This window comes from Rhodococcus sp. NPDC060084, assembly GCF_042730335.1.
GTDB lineage: Bacteria > Actinomycetota > Actinomycetes > Mycobacteriales > Mycobacteriaceae > Rhodococcus.
The window spans coordinates 1-18,066 of record NZ_JBHWWX010000057.1 but is presented as its reverse complement, the minus strand read 5'-3'; the positions used below and the strand labels follow the sequence as shown (position 1 = coordinate 18,066).

Sequence of the window (18,066 nt, the reverse complement as noted above, 5' to 3'; positions counted from 1 at the left end):
CCGACGGTCTCGCGGAGATCTCCGACGAACATCTCGTCCTCACCGACCGCGGGCGGCTCCTCGCCGACGCGGTGGTCCGGACGATCCTGCTCGGCGCCGAGGGCTGATCCCGCCCGGCGCCGAGCGCGGCGCTATTCGTCGCCGGCGTCGTCGCTCCGGTGGCGCCCGACCCCGGGCGGATTCGGCGGCGAGTCCGGCTCGCCGCCCAACGCCTCACCCGGCGCGGGGAACGGCTCCGACGGCGGGAGTTCGGCCGGCGCGTCCGGCGCGGGTGCAAGCGCGTCGTAGTCGAAGACGCGGGCGTGCAGCACCGGGCGGTTGCGCAGCGCCGACCGCACCGCGCGGTGCAACCCGTCCTCGAGATACAGCACGCCCTGCCACTGCACCGCGTGCGGGAACAGGTCGCCGTAGAAGGTCGAGTCCTCGGACAGCAACCGGTCGAGTTCGAGAACCTTGGTTGTGGTGACGATTTCGTCGAGACGCACCTGCCGCGGTGGGATTCGCGACCAGTCACGCAGCGACAACCCGTGATCGGGGTACGGCTTCCCGTCCCGGACGCCCTTGAAAATCATGCGCACACAGTACGGGTGACCCCCGCCCGGCCCTCACGGCGGTAGGCGCTGTGCTCCGGGCGAACGGCCGGCCCGGTGTGGCACGTGCCTGCACATTTCGGACACGATTAGACTGGTCCGGTACGGGACATGTAGCACGCACATGTGGAAACGGAGGTGGGCGGGTTGTCGAGCACCGAGGAACGACGATTTCAGGTCTTGCGCGCGATCGTGGCGGATTACGTGTCCACCAAGGAGCCCATCGGCTCGAAGACGCTTGTCGATCGCCACAATCTCGGTGTGTCCAGCGCGACGGTGCGCAACGACATGGCGGCGTTGGAGGCGGAGGGGTACATCACCCAGACGCACACGAGTTCGGGCCGGGTTCCCACGGACAAGGGATACCGCCAGTTCGTCGACCGCATCGCGGAGGTCAAACCGCTGTCGGCGGCCGAACGACGGGCGATCCTGCAATTCCTCGAATCCGGAGTCGACCTCGACGACGTGCTGCGACGCGGCGTACGGCTGCTGGCACAGCTGACCCGGCAGGTCGCGATCGTGCAGTACCCGACGCTGTCGGCGTCGTCGGTGCGTCACCTCGAGGTGGTCGCACTCACGCCGGCGCGGTTGCTGCTCGTGCTCATCACCGACTCCGGCCGGGTCGATCAGCGCATCGTGGAACTCGGGGATGTCATCGGCGACGAGGATCTCGCGCGACTGCGCGATCTGCTCGGTGCCGCACTCGCGGGCAAGCGCCTCGCGGCGGCGTCGATCGCCGTCACCGAACTGGCCGACGATGCGCCCGAGGACCTGCGCGACGCCGTCATCCGGTGCGCCACGATTCTCGTGGAGACCCTGGTCGAACATCCCGAGGAACGCCTCGTGCTGGGCGGCACCGTCAACCTCACCCGCAACGCCGCAGACTTCGAGGGTCACGGTCACGGGGTGCCGGGATCGCTGCGCGCGGTCCTCGAAGCCCTCGAGGAGCAGGTGGTGGTGCTCAAGTTGCTCGCCGCCAGCCAGGACGCGGGCCGGGTGACCGTCCGCATCGGGGAAGAAACGCAGGTCGAGGAGATGCGCACCGCCTCGGTCGTCTCCACCGGATACGGTGCGGCAGGCACGGTCTTCGGCGGGCTCGGGGTGCTCGGCCCCACCCGGATGGACTATCCGGGAACCATCGCGTCGGTCGCGACCGTCGCGAGATATATCGGCGAAGTACTCGGCGAGCGCTGAGCACGGTTCGACGCCGGACATTGTTCATCTGTGTAGAGAAGTAAGGACGAGAACTCAACGTGGCACGGGATTACTACGGGACGCTCGGCGTGTCCAAAGGCGCGACCGACCAGGAGATCAAACGGGCGTACCGCAAGTTGGCGCGGGAACATCACCCCGACGTGAACCCCGACGAATCCGCCCAGGTGCGGTTCCAGGAGATCTCAGCGGCGTACGAGGTGCTGTCCGACCCCGACAAACGCCGGATCGTGGATCTCGGCGGCGACCCCCTCGAGACGAGTGGCGGCGGTGGCGGCGGCTTCGGAGGCGCCGGCTTCGGTGGTGGCCTGGGCGACGTGTTCGAGGCGTTCTTCGGTGGCGGGGCCGGCGGCAGCCGTGGACCCCGCGGCCGCGTGCAGCCCGGCGCCGACTCCCTGCTGCGTACGCGTCTGACCCTCGAGGAATGCGCGCGCGGTGTCACCAAGAGCGTCACGGTCGACACGGCCATCCTGTGTGACGAGTGCACCGGTTCCGGCACCCACGGCGATTCGAAGCCCGTGCGATGCGAGACGTGTGGTGGCGCCGGCGAGGTCCAGTCGGTGCAACGGTCCTTCCTCGGGCAGGTCATGACCTCGCGCCCGTGCCCGACCTGCCGCGGAGCGGGTGAGACCATCCCGGATCCGTGCCGCAAGTGCGGTGGCGACGGCCGGGTCCGGGCTCGTCGCGAGATCACGGTCAAGGTGCCGGCGGGCGTCGGCAACGGAATGCGCATCCGCCTCGCGGCGCAGGGCGAGGTCGGCCCGGGCGGCGGCCCCGCGGGTGACCTGTACGTCGAGGTCATCGAGCAGCAGCACGAGGTGTTCGTGCGCGACGGCGACGATCTGCACTGCACCGTTCGTGTGCCGATGGTCGACGCGGCACTCGGCACGTCGGTGACTCTCGAGACCATTCTCGACGGGCCCACCGAGATCGCGGTCGCCCCGGGAACCCAGCCCGGCTCCGTCACGGTGCTGCGCGGGCACGGCATGCCGAAACTCCGGTCCGGCACACGCGGTGACCTGCACGCTCACCTCGAGGTGGTCGTACCGTCGCGGCTCGACAGCAAGCAGACCAAGCTGCTCGAAGAACTGCGCCGGAACAACGAGCGTGACCACGCCGAAGTGGTGACCAACGGTTCGCAGCACTCCGGTGGGTTGTTCTCCCGCCTGCGCGACGCGTTCAGCGCCCGCTAGCCGCCGTGGCCGCCACCCTGTTCTATCTCGATCCGTTGCCCGAGCCCGGTGAGATCGCCGTGCTCGACGGCAAGGAGGGTCGGCATGCCGCGACGGTTCGCCGCATCTCCGTCGGGGAGCCACTCGTGTTCTCCGACGGGCGGGGCGGCGTCGCCGAGGTAGAAGTCACCGCCGCGGCGAAGGACAGGCTCGAAGCGGTTGTGCGCGCACGGCGCACGGTTCCCGCGTCGCGGCCCGCTGTGACCGTCGTCCAGGCGCTGCCGAAATCGGACCGTTCCGAACTTGCTGTCGAACTCGCGACGGAAGCCGGTGTCGACGCGATCGTGCCGTGGCAATCGGCGCGCTGTGTCGCTCGGTGGGATGCCAAGGCGGACAAGGGTGTTGCCCGGTGGCAGGCTGTCGCGGTGGCGGCTGCGAAACAGTCCCGTCGTGCTTACGTGCCGCAGGTGGCGGCTCTGCACCGGACCGCGGACGTGCTCGAGCGGGTGCGGGAGACCGTCGCGAGCGGGGGTGTGGTGGCCGTTCTCCACGAGTCGGCGACCACCCCGTTCGCGGACCTGCCCCTGCGCGATGCCGGCGATGTGATCCTGGTGGTCGGTCCGGAAGGCGGACTCGACGACACGGAAGTGCGGGCACTGGTCGAGGCAGGTGCGGTCGCGGTGTCGCTCGGCCCGACTGTGCTGCGCACCTCGACGGCCGCGGCGGTCGCGCTCGGCGCCATCGGGGTCCTCACCGGCCGCTGGCACGATCAACCGCTGCACTAGCGTTTTCGCCATGTCCCGCACGCGAATCCCTTACGGTCCCGGCCCCGAACAGTTCGGTCATCTCTATCTCCCCGAGGCCGCGAACGGCCCCGTGCCCGTGGTGATGGTCGTGCACGGCGGGTACTGGAGCGGTCGGTACGGGCTCAATCTCGGTACCCCGATCGCACTGGAGCTGTCCCGCCACGGGGTGGTCGCGTGGAACGTGGAGTACCGCAGGATCGGGGCGGGCGGCCGCTGGCGGGAGATGTCCGCCGACATCCTTGCCGCGTACCACGCCATACCCACCCTGGTCGCGGAGTGTGCCGAAAAGTCGGGTGTCGCAGTCGACTTGGACCGCGTGCGTATCGTCGGACACTCGGCCGGCGGTCAACTCGCCGTCTGGCTCGCGGCCCAGCCCGTCACCCCGCGACCGCAACTGGTGGTCGCGCAGGCAGGTGCGCTCGACCTGGCGTCGGCGGGGGAACGCGGGCGCAGGATCGACTACATCGAGGACCTCTTCGGGATGCAGTACGACGAGGATCCCGCGCTGTACCGGTCGGCGTCGCCGATGCACTGCGTTCCGATCGGTGTGCCGGTCGCCGTCGTGCACGGAAGCGAGGACGCCCAGGTTCCCGTTTCCGTTGCGACTCGCTACGAGAAGGCTGCCCGTGCCGCCGGAGACGACGTGACCTTGCACGTCGTCGACGGCGAGGATCATTACGCGTTTCTGGACAAGACCTCGCGATCCTGGGCGTTGTCGCGGGAACTGCTCACGGCCTGATCCGGTCCGGCCGGTTCTGCTCGGCGGGGAAGAAGCGCGATCACCAGAGCCGCCCCGATCGCGAGGACGACACCGCTGACCAGGCTGCCCACCCCGACCGCATGGGAGAACGCCGCTCCCGACGCCTCGAGCAGCGGCTCGGTGTACGACGACGTGAACGGGTTCTTCGCCAGTTCCTCCGCGACAATCGCAGCGCCACCGACGGAATCGCCCGCGGCCTCGACGGCCTCGGCGGCGCGCGCGGCCATCGGGCCCGTGACCTCGCTCAGCGGCAGACCGTCGAGGAACTCGGAGATGCCGCGGTGGTACGAGGCGGCGAGCACGGATCCGAGCAGCGCGATACCCAGCGAGCCGCCGAACTCGACGGCCGTGTCGTTCAGGCCTCCCGCCGCACCGAGTTCCGACTCCGGGAAGCCGCCCATGATGAGGTCGGTGGCCGGCGGCGTGGCAACTCCGATGCCCACGCCGAGCAACAGCAGCGAGGCAAGGAACGGGCCGTATCCGGACGCCGGGTCGAAGACGGCCAGGACGAGAACACCTGCCGCGGCCAGGAGCAGGCCGCCGCCCACGGCGACACGTTCTCCGCAGCGGGGAGCCACCCGGCTGCTCAGCGCGGCGCCCAGCGATACCGCCACGGCGAGGGGAAGCAGCCGAAGCCCCGTCTCGAGTGGTCCGTATCCGAAGACGAACTGGAATTGCTGCGCCACGAAGTAGATCGCACCGAACGTGGCGAAGAAGAGCAGCAGCACGGAGATACTCGCGCCTCCGACTGCGCGGTCGGCGACCCGTCGCAGGTCGAGCAGCGGCTGGGGGTGCCGGAGTTCCCAGGCGACGAACACCGCGGCGGCGATGGATGCAGCGAAGAACGCGACCAGCACCGTGGGGTGCAGACCGGCGTGGGCGCCCTCGATGATGGCGTAGACGAGACCGCCCACCGTGACGATGGACAGGGCGCCACCGACCCAGTCGGTGCGCTCGAGATCCGCCGCTCTGGACGCCGGGACGAGCGCAACCGCGGCAATCGCTGCGGCGGCGGCGATCGGGACGTTGATGAGGAACGTCGAGCCCCATCCGTGCGATTCGAGCAGCCAGCCCGCCAGCAGGGGGCCGAGGGCGATGGCGAGCCCGGACGTCGCGGCCCACACGGCGATCGCGCGGGCGCGTTCGTGGCCGGGGAACATGGCGACCAGGAGAGACAGCGTGGCGGGCATGATCACCGCCGCGCCGACGCCCATCACGATCCGCGCGGCGATCACGTCGAAGGCCGAGCCGGCGAGACTGCCGTACACGGCACCTGCGGCGAAGACCGCCAAGCCGGCGAGCAGGGCGCGTCGCCGGCCGAACCGGTCGCCGAGCACGCCGCACAGCAGCATGAGCGCGGCGTACGGGACGGTGTACCCGTCGATGATCCACTGCATGTCGGCGCTGGTGAGGTGCAGATCTCGCAGCATGCTCGGTGCTGCGACGATCAGGGCCGTGTTGGCCATGACCACGATGAGCAGGCTCAGGCACAGCACTCCGAGACCCGCCCACCGCAGGCGATAGGGAGCCTCGGCTCCGAGAGTGCGGCCGGTCCCGGCAACGGGTGCGGACATGGTTCCTCCTGCGTCGGCGTCGCGGGACGCTCTATTTGCACAGCCGTGTGCAACCTAGTTATTTGTACACGGCTGTGCAAGTAGACTGGAAGCTCGAGTGGGAGCCGGGGAAAGAGGATGAACAGCGTGGAGGATTCGGCCGGACGGCCGCGGACGCGAGCGAATGCCAACCGGGGCCGCATCCTCGACGCCGCGATGACGTGCTTCGCCGCGGACCCCGACGCCAGCATGGACGACGTCGCGCGTGCCGCCGGCGTGGTGCGCCGGACGGTGTACGCCCACTTTCCCAACCGCGAAGCGCTCGTCGACGGTCTCTCCGACGAAGCGTCGGCCGCGCTCGCGGACGCTCTCGACCACCCCGAACCCGACGATCCCGCGGTCGCCCTCGCGGTCGGGGCCCTGCGCACGTGGCCGGTCGGCGACCGCTTCCGGATGCTGCTGTCGTTCGCCCGCAAAGAAGTCGGCGACCACCGGATCGCCGAACTCATCGCTCCGGTGCGAACCCGGACGGTCGACGTCGTCGAACGCGGACGTGACTCCGGCCTCTTTCCCGCCTACCTGCCCACGGCGGTACTCGTCGGGATGATGGAGGGGCTGACCATGTCCGTGCTGGAGCAAGCCAACTTCGGGTTGGTCCGCGACGACGGCGAGAGCATGGCTCTCGGCGTTCTCGTGCTGGCAGGAGTGCCCGTCGACCGGTCGCCGGACGTGCTCGACGACGCGCGCCGGTGGGTGGTGAGCGCTCACGGGAGAGACGATCGGCGCGGTGACCCGCGCGGCACGGAAATCAATGCCGTGAAGGGTGCCAACGCACAGCGCTAGACTGGTGCGGACACGACGACCGTCGTGCCGGAGCTGAACGGAAAGCAGGCCGTACCGTCCACGTGAGTCAACCAGACCGCACCCGCGACCCTGAGAACATCGAACCCACTCCGGTTCGGTCCAGCCTGGACCTTCCGCCGGACGTAGCTGCGCCTCTTCTCGGCGCGACGGACGAGAACCTCATCGCCCTCGAAAGTGCCCTGGCCGCGGATATCCATGTGCGCGGCAACACTGTCACCCTGAGCGGCAGCCCCGCCGACGTCGCCCTCGCCGAACGCGTATTCGGCGAACTCGTGACGATCGTGCGCCGCGGCCAGACCCTCGGCCCCGATGCCGTCCGCCGCACCGTCGGCATGCTCACCCAGGGGCTGTCGGAGTCACCGGCCGACGTCCTGAGCCTCGACATCCTGTCCCGGCGGGGTAAGACGATCAGGCCCAAGACGCTCAACCAGAAGCGCTACGTCGACGCAATCGACTCCCACACCATCGTGTTCGGGATCGGTCCTGCCGGCACCGGCAAGACGTACCTGGCCATGGCCAAAGCCGTGCAGGCGCTGCAGACAAAGCAGGTCAACCGCATCATTCTCACCCGGCCTGCGGTGGAAGCCGGGGAGCGCCTCGGATTCCTGCCGGGCACCCTGCACGAAAAGATCGACCCGTATCTGCGGCCCCTGCACGACGCGCTGCACGACATGATGGACCCCGAGGCCATCCCGAAGCTCATGCAAGCCGGAGTGATCGAGGTCGCGCCGCTCGCCTACATGCGAGGACGCACGCTCAACGACGCGTTCATCATTCTCGACGAGGCGCAGAACACCACCGCCGAGCAGATGAAGATGTTCCTCACCCGGCTCGGATTCGGGGCCAAGATCGTCGTGACCGGCGACGTCACCCAGATCGATCTGCCGGGCGGTGCCCGGTCCGGTCTCGCGGCCGCGACCGAGATCCTCGAGGGCATCGACGACATCCACTTCGCCCGGCTCGACAGCAGCGACGTGGTTCGTCACCGCCTCGTCTCCGACATCGTCGACGCCTACGGGCGTTACGAAGCGACCCGGGACGACGGTGCCGGTGGGGGCAACCGCGGCCAGCGGCGCGCCGTGGCACAACAGCGGGTGCCGCGCCGGTGACGGCCGTGCAGCCCTCAGTCCCGTCCGTGGTGCAGAAGTCCGCCGTGCAGAAGTTCGCCTTACACAAGTTCGTCGTACACAAGGCCGTAGTGAAAAAGGATCGACACCCATGAGCATCGAGATTTCCAACGAATCGGGGATGGAGGTCTCCGAGGAAGACCTTCTCGACGTAGCCCGTTTCGTGATCGCCCGGATGGACGTCCATCCCGCCGCCGAACTGTCGATGGTCCTCGTCGATTCCGACACGATGGCCGACCTCCACATGCGCTGGATGGATCTGCCCGGCCCGACCGACGTGATGTCGTTCCCCATGGACGAACTCGAGCCCGGCGGTCGGCCCGACGCGCCCGAGCCCGGGCCGGCGATGCTCGGCGATATCGTGCTGTGCCCGCCGTTCGCGGCCGAGCAGGCCGAGAAGGCGGGCCACCCGGTCGCGCACGAACTCGCGCTGCTCACCGTGCACGGAATGCTCCATCTCCTCGGATACGACCACGCCGAACCGGACGAGGAGAAGGAGATGTTCGCACTGCAGAACCAGCTCCTCACCGAGTGGTACGAGGAACTGCGCCGAGCAGAGGAGCAGGCGCGCCTCGCGGAACGGGACCGGAGCCTGCTGGGCAAGGCCGGCTTCGTCGACACTCCCGAATCATGACGGGGGACGATAGACCCGGCGGCAGCCGGCGTCATCGACGTGTAGGGATCGAGTCCGTTCGGGGAGGTCGGACCGCGTGAGCACACTGACACTCGTCGTTCTCGCCGTCGTACTCGTGATCCTCGGCGGGTTGTTCGCCGGACTCGACTCCGCCCTCAACACCGTCTCGCACGCGCGCGTCGAAGAACTCGCCAAGGACGGCCGAGGCGGCGCGCAGCGCCTGCTCGGAATCCTCGACGACCGGCCCCGCTATGTGAATCTTTCGGTGCTGCTCCGCATCCTGTGCGAGATCGCCGCGACCGTCGTCCTCGCGGGCGCGCTGCTCGACGTCTTCGACAGAACGTGGGCGTTGGTCGTTGCCGCTGCCGTCATGGTGATCGTGGACTACGTCGTGATCGGCGTCGGCCCCCGCACGCTCGGGCGACAGCACGCGTACCCACTCGCTCTGGCCGCCACCGTCCCGTTGCGGATGCTCGGTGTCCTGCTCGGACCCGTCAGCCGCATCCTCATTCTCGTGGGTAACGCGGTCACCCCGGGCCGGGGATTCCGCAACGGCCCGTTCGCGAACGAGATCGAACTGCGCGAACTCGTCGATCTCGCGCAGGCGCGCGGTGTGGTCGCCGACGAAGAGCGCCGGATGATCCAGTCGGTCTTCGATTTCGGCGACACCACGGCCCGCGAAATCATGGTGCCCCGGCCCGAGATGGTGTGGATCGAAGAGACCAAGTCCGCCGGTCAAGCCACGTCCCTCGCCGTCCGCAGCGGACACTCCCGCATCCCGGTGATCGGCGAGAACGTCGACGACATCCGCGGCGTCGTCTACCTCAAGGACCTGGTCAAGAGGACGTACTACTCCAACGACGGCGGCCACAGCGTCTCGGTCGCCGACGTCATGCGTCCGGCCGTGTTCGTTCCGGACTCCAAGCGCCTCGACGACCTGCTGTCGGACATGCAGCGCGACCGCAACCACATGGCGGTGCTCGTGGACGAATACGGCGGCATCGCCGGACTCGTCACGATCGAAGACGTCATCGAGGAGATCGTCGGTGAGATCGCCGACGAGTACGACACCGCGGAGATTCCCGACGTGGAGGATCTCGGAGACGGGACCTTCCGCGTGTCCCCGCGGCTTCCCGTCGAAGATCTCGGGGAGCTGTTCGACACCGAGATCGACGACGACGAGGTCGACACCGTCGGCGGGTTGCTCGGCTACGAACTGGGCCGCGTCCCGCTGCCCGGGTCCGAGGTCACCACGCACGGGCTCATCCTGCGCGGTGAGGGCGGCCCGGACGTGCGCGGGCGGGTGCGGGTGAGCACCGTCTTCGTACAGCGGGCGCCCGAACCCGAGAGCACCGACACCAGCACGGACACCACCGAGGAGCACGCATGACCGACCCCGACTTCCGTTCCGGCTTCATCTGTTTCGTCGGCCGGCCGAACACCGGAAAGTCGACGCTGACCAATGCGCTCGTCGGCAGCAAGATCGCCATCACGTCGTCGCGGCCGCAGACCACGCGGCACACGATTCGCGGGATCGTCCACCGCGACCACGCGCAGTTGATCCTCGTGGACACTCCGGGCCTGCACCGGCCGCGGACCCTGCTCGGCCAGCGGCTCAACGATCTTGTGCGCGACACGTATTCCGAAGTCGATGCCATCGGCATGTGCTTCCCGGCGGACGAGAAGATCGGCCCCGGCGACCGGTGGATCCTCGAGCAGGTGCGGCACGTCGCGCCGAAGACCCCGCTGATCGGGATCGTCACCAAGATCGACAAGGTCGGTAAGCAGCAGGTCGCCGCACAGCTCCTGGCCGTGTCGAAACTGCTCGGCGACAACGCCGACGTGGTGCCGGTGTCGGCGACCTCCGGTGAGCAGGTGGAGGTGCTCGTCGACGTGATCGCGTCGAACATGGAGAAGGGTCCCGCCTTCTACCCGGACGGCGAACTCACCGACGAACCCGAAGAAACCCTCATGGCCGAGCTCATTCGCGAAGCCGCCCTCGAAGGTCTCGGCGACGAACTGCCGCACTCGCTCGCCGTGGTGATCGACGAGGTCGTCGAACGCGAGGGACGCACCGAGAAGCAGGGACCGATGCTCGACGTGCACGCGGTGCTCTACGTCGAACGTCCCAGCCAGAAGGGCATCGTGATCGGTAAGGGCGGTGCGCGCCTCCGTGAGGTGGGGACCGCAGCCCGCACACAGATCGAGAAACTGCTCGGTGTGAAGGTCTACCTCGATCTGCACGTCAAAGTCGCCAAGGACTGGCAGCGAGACCCGAAACAGCTGGGCCGCCTCGGTTTCTAGCCCGTACCGGGGTCCGGATCCCGGTGCCCGGGCGTACCGGACTGCCGGAGAAGGAGCAGCACCGCGCCGGCCAGATCGGAACCCCCACCCGTCGACAAGCGCCGGAGTTGCAGCCCCGCAATCGTCGCGACGAGCGTGGGGGTGAGCGTCTCGGCGCGGGGTATGCCCAGTTCGGTCAAGATGGTGAAGGTCAGCGCGTCGTAGGCGCGCCAGCACTCGTCGGCGGCGGCGCGCAGATTCGGGTCGCGGCCGGCCTGGACGTACAACTCGAACGGTGCGATCCGTTCTGCGGAGAAGGCCAGACTCTCGGCCACCTGCTCGGTCAGGGTCGCCGCATCCTGCACCGAAATCTCCTTGCCGCGATACGAATCCGCGATCTCCCGCAACCTCGGGGTCTCTTCGCGGGCGAAGTGAGTCAGTGCGGCGCGCAGCAGGTCTTCCTGGGTGGGGAAGTGGTACGTGATCGAGCCCAGCGACACCTGGGCACGAGACGCGATGCGGCGGTTCGTGACTCCGGCGATCCCGTCGGTGCCCACGAGGTGGAGGGTCGCATCGATGATGCGTGACCGCACGGAGGAAGACTCGGTCACCACCACGGCTCCGGGGTGCGCTCGTGCCAGCGCAGAACCGACTCGAGTTGCGACGCAAGGGAAACCAGCAGCGGCTCGGAGTCCTCGGAACCGAGGAGCTGAGCGCCCACGGGAAGACCCTCGTCGGTGAATCCGGCCGGGACACTGATCCCCGGCCAGCCCAGTACGTTCCACGGCCACGCGCACGGGCACGCGGCCGTGATGACCTTGTCGGTGGCCCACCCGCCGATGTCGTCGATCGCGTTCACCGGCAGCGGAGGTGTCGCCGTCGTGGGCGTGACGACGACGTCGAACCGGTCGAAGATCCGGCCGACTCGCCGGCGGAGGTGAGGCTCCGCGCCCCGTGCCGCGCGCAGGGGCGCACCGTGGAGCATCCGCCCGGTACGTGCGTTGGCGCGGGTCCGCACATCGGCCAGGGCCGGGTCCGGCAGGCGGTGGAGCCAGTCCTCGATCCCGGCCATCGAGCGGGGCAGGAAGCTGAGGCCGAACAGGATCCCGTAGTCGGGATCGGCGAGAGTGACGTCGTGACCGAGGTCGCGCAGGGTGGCGGCGAACGCGGCGAGCCGGATACGCACCCGCGGATCGAGGCGGGTCGGTGTCGCCGTGAACGGAAGCTTCAGCGACAGAGCGATCTTCAGTCTGCCGGGATCGCGCCCCACCGCATCGGACACGGTGATCTTCTCCCGAGTGTGCCGGTCGCCGGGGTGGTTTCCCGAGACGACGTCGAGCAACAGCGCCGCGTCGGCGACCGTCCGGGCCAGCGGGCCGTGGGTGGTCAGGCCCTGGAAGGCCTCCGCGTCGGGCCACATGGAGATCCGGCCGCGCTGCGGTTTGATGCCCACCAGATTCGACCACGACGCGGGGATACGGACCGATCCGGCGCCGTCGGAGCCCAGTGCTGCGGGAACGAGCCCTGCGGCGACGGCAGCGGCGCTGCCACCCGACGAACCACCGGGGGTGTGGTCACGCGACCACGGGCTGCGGGTGTGACCGAACGCGTCGCCGCCGGTGAGCGGCCACTGACCGAGTTCGGGGGAGTGCGTCTTGCCGACGATGACCGCTCCGGCGTCGCGCAGACGGCGCACCACCTCCGCGTCGTGTTCCTTGACGGCGAACGTGCCCGCGCATCCGAACATCGTCGTCTCACCCGCGATGTCGGTGTCGTCCTTGATCGCGACGGGCACTCCGAGCAGCGCGCGACGTTCGCCCGCCGCGAGGCGGCGGTCCGCGTCTGCGGCCTCGGACAGCGCACTGTCGCGCCGGACGACCCGGAAGGCGTTCAACTCTGCCTGCGACGCGTCTATCCGGTCCAGCGCGGTGCGCACCAGGTCGTGCGAGGTGACGGTGCCGTTCGCGAGGTCGTTCGCGGTATCGGCGAGACCCCGGGGGCGGGCAGGTGCGCTCATCGTTCTCCCTCACTGTTCGTTCGAACGAACGATAACGTGTTCTCGTTTCGACGTCGAGGATTTTCCCGTGGCCGGAGTCGGCGGCGCGGTGCCGCGTGTCGTGGCGACGTGAAACACTCGGGTGGTGAGGCTGTATCGGGACAACGCGGTGGTGCTGCGCCAGCACAAGCTGGGCGAAGCCGACCGCATCGTCACACTGCTCACCCGCCGCTACGGCCTCGTCCGCGCCGTCGCGAAGGGAGTGCGCCGAACCCGGTCGAAGTTCGGGGCCCGGCTCGAGCCGTTCGCGCACGTCGATGTGCAACTCCACCCCGGACGCAGTCTCGACATCGTCACCCAGGTGCAGACCCTCGACGCCTTCGCGGTCGGCATCGTCGACGACTACTCCCGCTACACCACCGCGTGCGCCATTCTCGAGACCGCCGAGCGGCTCGCCGGCGAAGAGCGGGCGCCCGCCCCGCGCCTGCATGCCTTGACCGTCGGGGCGCTGCGCGCGGTGTGCGACCACACCCGCCCACCCGAATTGATTCTCGACGCGTACCTCCTGCGCGCGATGGCCTACGCCGGATGGGCGCCCGCGATCACGCACTGCGCGCGGTGCGACCGGCCCGGTCCGCACACCGCCTTCCATGTCGCTGCCGGCGGCGCCGTGTGCGTGCACTGCCGGCCCCCCGGCGCGGCGACGCCCGCTCCCGCCGTCTTCGCCTTGCTCGACGCGCTCGCCCACGGCAGGTGGGCCGAGACGGAAGCAACCGAGGCCGGGGTCCGGAGCCAGGCCAGCGGGCTCGTCGCCGCGCACCTGCAATGGCATCTCGAGCGCCAACTGCGATCCTTGCCCCTGGTCGAACGCGGCGGCACCTACGTGGCCGAACGGGGCGGTTCGGGCGTCAGGCAGGATGGGACCCGTGATTCGACGACGCGCCCCACACCCATCGCCTGATCGCGCGATCCGGCCGCCCGACCCGCACCCGTCGGGGGCCACGCCGCCCATCCTCCAACCCGAGTTGATTCCGCGGCACGTCGCGCTGGTGATGGACGGAAACGGGCGCTGGGCGCAGGAACGTGGACTGCCGCGCACCGCCGGTCACGAACGCGGTGAAGAAGTCCTGATGGACACCGTGTGCGGGTGCATCGAGATGGGCATCACGTGGCTGTCGGCCTACGCGTTCTCCACCGAGAACTGGAAGCGCAGCCCCGACGAGGTTCGCTTCCTCATGGGCTTCAACCGCGACGTGATCCGTCGTCGCCGCGACGAGATGCACGAGATGGGTGTCCGCGTGCGGTGGGCCGGGCGTCGTCCGCGGTTGTGGCGCAGCGTCATCAAGGAACTCGAGGCCGCGGAGGAACTGACCCGCGACAACACTGTGATGACTCTCACGATGTGCGTCAATTACGGTGGTCGCGCCGAGATCGCCGACGCGGCCAGGGAAATCGGACGGCGGGTCGCGGCGGGGGACCTCGATCCGGAACGCATCACCGAGGCCACCATCGCGCGATACCTCGACGAACCCGACATGCCCGATGTCGACCTGTTTCTCCGGCCGTCGGGGGAGCAGCGCACGTCGAACTTCCTGCTGTGGCAGTCCGCGTACGCAGAACTGGTCTTCCAGGACAAGATGTTCCCCGACTTCGACCGTCGCGACCTGTGGGCCGCCTGTGTCGAGTACGCCTCGCGCGACCGCCGGTTCGGAGGTGTGAAATGACCGCGCTGAGAGACCGGATTGCCGCGGCGCTGACGCCGTTCGTCCAGTTGCGGACTCCCGGTGCCGAGGACAACGGAGACGGGTCGTTCGGATTCGACTACGGCGCCGTCCCGTTCGCACTGCAGGTCGTCACCCTCACCGAGGGACTGGACGTGGTGTCGCTGACCGGCGTGCTCGCGTGGGATCTCCCACTCGGCGACGAGGTGCGCAACCGCGTCGCCACCGCCGCCGAGGCGCTGCAGTTCGGTTCCATCCACGTCATCGAACGGGAGTCCGTCGCGGACGTGATCGTCCGCTACTCGTTCCCCGCCACCGGGCTCGAGGATTCTCCGCTGACCACCATGCTGCTGCTCGTCCTCGACGGAGTGGCCGAAGCCCGCGAGAACGTCGCGGGCACATCCGGAACGGGGAACGCATGACCGGCGACGCGGGTACCGGCGAGGAACAGTGGAACCTCGCAGTGGCGACCACCGGCGACGACGCGCTGCGCGACCTGGTGATCCGCACGCTGGCGCAGGCGATGGACGACGCACCCGAACCCGACGAGGACGGTGACGTTCCGATCTGGATCGAGGACGTGCCGACGTTCGCGACCGCCGATGCGGAAGGGGGTGTCGTGCACCTGGCGACGTTCCTGGCCGAGAACATCGCGGACCGGGCGCGCGCCGCCGAGGTGCTCACCGACCTGCAACTCGAGTTCCCCGAGTTCAAGTTCGTTCTGCACCACGACCGGGTCACTGCCGAGCAGCGTGTCGCTGCGTGCCCGCTCGTGCCGCTGCACCTGTTGCGCGCCGTGGGCGCCGTGGTTCCGCTCGTCGGGCAGGTGCGTGCGCTGGCCGACAGGCTCGGCGGCGATGCATGCGTGTTCGACGGGCCCGCGGACACCGTGGCCGGTGAGAACCTGCTCGGCGGGGACTGCGGGTGCGGTAACTGCACCTGCGGCTGACCTACCCGCTCGTCACGCCCTCGCCAGTGCGCAGTCGCGGCAGGTTCCGAAGATCTCGACCGTGTGGCTGACGTCGTCGAACCCGTGCGTGTCGGCGACCTCGTGCGACCAGCGCTCGACTTCGGGCCCGTCGACCTCGACGGTGAACCCGCAGTGGCGGCACACGAGGTGATGGTGGTGTCCGGAGGAACAGCGGCGGAACAGCGATTCGCCCGAGTCGGTGCGGAGCACGTCGACGCTGCCCGTCTCGGCGAGGGACTGCAGAGTTCGATAGACGGTGGTCAGACCGATCCCGTGCCCGCGCTTGCGCAGTTCGTCGTGCAGGTCCTGTGCGGAACGGAACTCTTCGGTGTTGTCGAGCAGATCCACGATCGCGCTGCGTTGTCTGGTCGAGCGCACCCCCACCAGGGGCTTGCGTGCGGAGGTCACTACGGTCGTCATCCTTCCTGAGCGTGCGCGACAGCGTCGATGACGATGTGAGCGAGGTGGTCGTCGGCCAGGCGGTAGAGAACTTCGCGGCCGGTGCGGTCGCCCCGCACCACGCCTGCGGTCTTGAGAACGCGCAGGTGCTGGCTGATCAGAGGCTGGGTCACGCCGAGTGCGCCGACGAGTTCGTGGACGCACCGCGCGGATTCGCGCAGTTCGAGCACGATGGCGATGCGGACCGGTGCCGAGAGTGCGCGGAGCAGTTCGCCCGCGGCGACGAGCGTGTCGTGCGAGACCGGCGGGTGCGCCGGCGTTGCGCGGGGGGTCTCGTTGTCCGTGCGGCACTCGTCGTGACCGGCGTCGACACTCACGGGACTCCTCGCGCTCTCGGGGCTTATTGCAAACCGATACCATTTTGATATGCATGGATGTGCATGTCAACCGCCAGGAATTCGTCGCCGTGGCGGGGAGCGATAGTCTAAGTAGTCGACGCAAGCTGCGAAAACCCGCATCGAAGATGGAGAGAATCCGAGTGGCACCCAAATCCAAGATCGATACCGTCGCCAACCTCGCCAAGCGCCGAGGACTGGTCTACCCCTGTGGTGAGATCTACGGCGGCACCAGGTCGGCCTGGGACTACGGGCCGCTCGGTGTCGAGCTCAAGGAAAACATCAAGAAGCAGTGGTGGCGGAACATGGTCACCAGCCGCGACGACGTCGTCGGCCTCGACTCGTCGGTGATCCTCCCGCGCCAGGTGTGGGTCGCATCCGGCCACGTCGGCGTGTTCAACGACCCGCTCGTCGAATGCCTGAGCTGTCACAAGCGCCACCGCCAGGACCACCTGCAGGAGGCGTACGCCGAGAAGCACAAGCTCGACGACCCCGACGCCGTTGCGATGTCGGAGATCGTGTGCCCGGACTGCGGCACCAAGGGCCAGTGGACCGAGCCGCGCGACTTCAACATGATGCTCAAGACCTACCTCGGTCCGATCGAGAGTGAAGAGGGCCTGCACTACCTGCGCCCGGAGACCGCTCAGGGCATCTTCGTGAACTTCGCGAACGTGCTCACCACGTCGCGCAAGAAGCCGCCGTTCGGCATCGGCCAGATCGGCAAGAGCTTCCGCAACGAGATCACCCCCGGCAACTTCATCTTCCGCACCCGCGAGTTCGAGCAGATGGAGATGGAATTCTTCGTCAAGCCCGGCGAGGACGAGGAATGGCACCAGTACTGGATCGACTACCGGATGGACTGGTACACCGGGCTGGGCATCAACAAGGACAACCTGCGCCTGTACGAGCATGCGCAGGAGAAGCTGTCGCACTACTCGAAGCGCACCGTCGACATCGAGTACCGCTTCCACTTCCAGGGCAGCGAATGGGGTGAGCTCGAGGGTGTCGCCAACCGCACCGACTTCGACCTGTCGACGCACTCGCAGCATTCGGGCACCGACCTGAGCTACTTCGACCAGACGACGAACGAGCGCTACACGCCGTACGTCATCGAACCCGCAGCCGGCCTCACCCGTTCGCTCATGGCGTTCCTCGTCGACGCCTACACCGAGGACGAGGCACCCAACGCCAAGGGCGGGGTCGACAAGCGCACGGTGCTGCGGCTGGACCGCCGCCTCGCGCCCGTCAAGGCCGCCGTGCTGCCGCTGAGCCGCAACTCCGATCTGAGCCCCAAGGCCAAGGATCTCGCCGCCCAGTTGCGCCAGCACTGGAACATCGAGTTCGACGACGCCGGCGCCATCGGCCGCCGCTATCGTCGTCAGGACGAGATCGGCACGCCGTTCTGCATCACCGTCGACTTCGACACCCTCGAGGACCACGCGGTCACCATCCGCGAGCGCGACTCGATGGCGCAGGAGCGCGTCGCACTCGACCAGGTCGAGGGTTACCTCGCGCAGCGCCTGATCGGCTGCTGATCGGTCGATCCGACTCTCACTCGACTCGCCGGCCCTCCCGTATCACGGG

Annotated in this window: 20 protein-coding genes; 14 read left to right on the top strand and 6 right to left on the bottom strand. The window is 68.5% G+C overall.

Annotated elements, in window-relative coordinates; genetic code table 11:
* Nucleotides 1-131: 131 nt before the first annotated feature.
* Nucleotides 132-572: a type II toxin-antitoxin system VapB family antitoxin gene (locus ACFWBU_RS20085; protein ID WP_169620322.1), complete on the bottom strand. Its 441-nt coding sequence runs from the start codon at nt 570-572 to the stop codon at nt 132-134.
* A gap of 165 nt (nt 573-737) precedes the next feature.
* Between ACFWBU_RS20085 and hrcA the strand changes: the two genes are divergently transcribed.
* From hrcA to ACFWBU_RS20065, 4 genes are read left to right on the top strand one after another with little or no spacing between them, the layout of a single operon-like run.
* The gene (hrcA, locus tag ACFWBU_RS20080) at nt 738-1,784 is read left to right on the top strand and encodes a heat-inducible transcriptional repressor HrcA (RefSeq protein ID WP_169651835.1); all 1,047 of its coding nucleotides are present in this window, start codon (nt 738-740) and stop codon (nt 1,782-1,784) included.
* Nucleotides 1,785-1,843: 59 nt separating this feature from the next.
* A complete protein-coding gene (dnaJ, locus tag ACFWBU_RS20075; RefSeq protein WP_169620321.1) occupies nt 1,844-2,995 on the top strand; it encodes a molecular chaperone DnaJ in 1,152 nt (383 codons plus the stop codon).
* A 5-nt stretch (nt 2,996-3,000) separates the two neighbouring features.
* Nucleotides 3,001-3,759 (top strand): 16S rRNA (uracil(1498)-N(3))-methyltransferase, encoded by a 759-nt coding sequence (locus ACFWBU_RS20070; RefSeq protein ID WP_169620320.1) that lies wholly within the window; start codon nt 3,001-3,003, stop codon nt 3,757-3,759.
* Between the two features lie 10 nt (nt 3,760-3,769).
* Entirely contained in the window at nt 3,770-4,519 is a 750-nt protein-coding gene (locus tag ACFWBU_RS20065) for an alpha/beta hydrolase family protein (RefSeq protein ID WP_378529062.1), read from the top strand.
* Here the strand turns inward: ACFWBU_RS20065 and ACFWBU_RS20060 are convergent.
* Nucleotides 4,456-6,114, bottom strand: coding sequence for an MFS transporter (locus ACFWBU_RS20060; protein WP_169620318.1), 1,659 nt, complete (start codon nt 6,112-6,114; stop codon nt 4,456-4,458). The two genes, ACFWBU_RS20065 and ACFWBU_RS20060, sit on opposite strands and share 64 nt — an antisense overlap.
* 117 nt (nt 6,115-6,231) lie before the next feature.
* Here ACFWBU_RS20060 and ACFWBU_RS20055 point away from each other — a divergent pair, with 117 nt between their 5' ends.
* The 5 genes from ACFWBU_RS20055 to era all read left to right on the top strand — a co-directional run bounded on the left by ACFWBU_RS20055 (nt 6,232) and on the right by era (nt 11,022).
* Nucleotides 6,232-6,936: a TetR/AcrR family transcriptional regulator gene (locus tag ACFWBU_RS20055; RefSeq protein WP_378529061.1), complete on the top strand. Its 705-nt coding sequence runs from the start codon at nt 6,232-6,234 to the stop codon at nt 6,934-6,936.
* 62 nt (nt 6,937-6,998) lie between these two features.
* Nucleotides 6,999-8,066 (top strand): PhoH family protein, encoded by a 1,068-nt coding sequence (locus ACFWBU_RS20050; RefSeq protein ID WP_378529060.1) that lies wholly within the window; start codon nt 6,999-7,001, stop codon nt 8,064-8,066.
* Between the two features lie 109 nt (nt 8,067-8,175).
* The gene (gene ybeY / locus ACFWBU_RS20045; RefSeq protein WP_169620315.1) at nt 8,176-8,718 is read left to right on the top strand and encodes an rRNA maturation RNase YbeY; all 543 of its coding nucleotides are present in this window, start codon (nt 8,176-8,178) and stop codon (nt 8,716-8,718) included.
* 76 nt (nt 8,719-8,794) lie between these two features.
* The gene (locus ACFWBU_RS20040) at nt 8,795-10,108 is read left to right on the top strand and encodes a hemolysin family protein (RefSeq protein ID WP_296549050.1); all 1,314 of its coding nucleotides are present in this window, start codon (nt 8,795-8,797) and stop codon (nt 10,106-10,108) included.
* A complete protein-coding gene (gene era / locus ACFWBU_RS20035) occupies nt 10,105-11,022 on the top strand; it encodes a GTPase Era (protein ID WP_169620313.1) in 918 nt (305 codons plus the stop codon). The genes ACFWBU_RS20040 and era overlap by 4 nt, the downstream gene beginning before the upstream one ends.
* On the opposite strand, the gene ACFWBU_RS20030 is transcribed toward era, so the two are convergent.
* A complete protein-coding gene (locus tag ACFWBU_RS20030) occupies nt 11,019-11,618 on the bottom strand; it encodes a TetR/AcrR family transcriptional regulator (RefSeq protein ID WP_378529059.1) in 600 nt (199 codons plus the stop codon). The two genes, era and ACFWBU_RS20030, sit on opposite strands and share 4 nt — an antisense overlap.
* A complete protein-coding gene (locus ACFWBU_RS20025; RefSeq protein ID WP_378529058.1) occupies nt 11,609-13,018 on the bottom strand; it encodes an amidase in 1,410 nt (469 codons plus the stop codon). The genes ACFWBU_RS20030 and ACFWBU_RS20025 overlap by 10 nt, the downstream gene beginning before the upstream one ends.
* A 124-nt stretch (nt 13,019-13,142) precedes the next feature.
* On the opposite strand from ACFWBU_RS20025, the gene recO reads away from it, so the two are divergent.
* The 4 genes from recO to ACFWBU_RS20005 are packed head-to-tail and all read left to right on the top strand — an operon-like array spanning nt 13,143 to nt 15,667.
* Nucleotides 13,143-13,958, top strand: coding sequence for a DNA repair protein RecO (recO, locus tag ACFWBU_RS20020; RefSeq protein ID WP_169620310.1), 816 nt, complete (start codon nt 13,143-13,145; stop codon nt 13,956-13,958).
* On the top strand, nt 13,915-14,721 hold the full coding sequence (locus ACFWBU_RS20015) for an isoprenyl transferase (RefSeq protein WP_206036658.1): 807 nt from the start codon (nt 13,915-13,917) through the stop codon (nt 14,719-14,721). The genes recO and ACFWBU_RS20015 overlap by 44 nt, the downstream gene beginning before the upstream one ends.
* Nucleotides 14,718-15,140: a hypothetical protein gene (locus ACFWBU_RS20010; RefSeq protein WP_169620308.1), complete on the top strand. Its 423-nt coding sequence runs from the start codon at nt 14,718-14,720 to the stop codon at nt 15,138-15,140. Before ACFWBU_RS20015 ends, ACFWBU_RS20010 begins: the two co-directional genes overlap by 4 nt.
* Nucleotides 15,137-15,667 carry a hypothetical protein gene (locus tag ACFWBU_RS20005; protein WP_296549045.1) on the top strand — a complete coding sequence of 177 codons (531 nt, stop codon included), beginning with the start codon at nt 15,137-15,139 and terminating at the stop codon, nt 15,665-15,667. The genes ACFWBU_RS20010 and ACFWBU_RS20005 overlap by 4 nt, the downstream gene beginning before the upstream one ends.
* 12 nt (nt 15,668-15,679) lie before the next feature.
* On the opposite strand, the gene ACFWBU_RS20000 is transcribed toward ACFWBU_RS20005, so the two are convergent.
* Nucleotides 15,680-16,108, bottom strand: coding sequence for a Fur family transcriptional regulator (locus ACFWBU_RS20000; RefSeq protein WP_169620306.1), 429 nt, complete (start codon nt 16,106-16,108; stop codon nt 15,680-15,682).
* Nucleotides 16,105-16,464, bottom strand: a complete 360-nt coding sequence (locus tag ACFWBU_RS19995; RefSeq protein WP_169651769.1) for a metalloregulator ArsR/SmtB family transcription factor — start codon at nt 16,462-16,464, stop codon at nt 16,105-16,107. The genes ACFWBU_RS20000 and ACFWBU_RS19995 overlap by 4 nt, the downstream gene beginning before the upstream one ends.
* 161 nt (nt 16,465-16,625) lie before the next feature.
* Here ACFWBU_RS19995 and ACFWBU_RS19990 point away from each other — a divergent pair, with 161 nt between their 5' ends.
* Nucleotides 16,626-18,017: a glycine--tRNA ligase gene (locus ACFWBU_RS19990; RefSeq protein WP_169620304.1), complete on the top strand. Its 1,392-nt coding sequence runs from the start codon at nt 16,626-16,628 to the stop codon at nt 18,015-18,017.
* Nucleotides 18,018-18,066: the final 49 nt, after the last annotated feature.

What these genes read in the sequence shown, in the direction of transcription:
- ACFWBU_RS20085 (WP_169620322.1), bottom strand. Translation starts at nt 572, where the DNA reads ATGATTTTCAAGGGCGTCCGGGACGGGAAGCCGTACCCCGATCACGGG.
- ACFWBU_RS20065 (WP_378529062.1), top strand. Translation starts at nt 3,770, where the DNA reads ATGTCCCGCACGCGAATCCCTTACGGTCCCGGCCCCGAACAGTTCGGT.
- ACFWBU_RS20060 (WP_169620318.1), bottom strand. Translation starts at nt 6,114, where the DNA reads ATGTCCGCACCCGTTGCCGGGACCGGCCGCACTCTCGGAGCCGAGGCT.
- ACFWBU_RS20055 (WP_378529061.1), top strand. Translation starts at nt 6,232, where the DNA reads ATGAACAGCGTGGAGGATTCGGCCGGACGGCCGCGGACGCGAGCGAAT.
- ybeY (WP_169620315.1), top strand. Translation starts at nt 8,176, where the DNA reads ATGAGCATCGAGATTTCCAACGAATCGGGGATGGAGGTCTCCGAGGAA.
- era (WP_169620313.1), top strand. Translation starts at nt 10,105, where the DNA reads ATGACCGACCCCGACTTCCGTTCCGGCTTCATCTGTTTCGTCGGCCGG.
- ACFWBU_RS20025 (WP_378529058.1), bottom strand. Translation starts at nt 13,018, where the DNA reads ATGAGCGCACCTGCCCGCCCCCGGGGTCTCGCCGATACCGCGAACGAC.
- ACFWBU_RS20015 (WP_206036658.1), top strand. Translation starts at nt 13,915, where the DNA reads ATGGGACCCGTGATTCGACGACGCGCCCCACACCCATCGCCTGATCGC.
- ACFWBU_RS20010 (WP_169620308.1), top strand. Translation starts at nt 14,718, where the DNA reads ATGACCGCGCTGAGAGACCGGATTGCCGCGGCGCTGACGCCGTTCGTC.
- ACFWBU_RS20005 (WP_296549045.1), top strand. Translation starts at nt 15,137, where the DNA reads ATGACCGGCGACGCGGGTACCGGCGAGGAACAGTGGAACCTCGCAGTG.
- ACFWBU_RS20000 (WP_169620306.1), bottom strand. Translation starts at nt 16,108, where the DNA reads ATGACGACCGTAGTGACCTCCGCACGCAAGCCCCTGGTGGGGGTGCGC.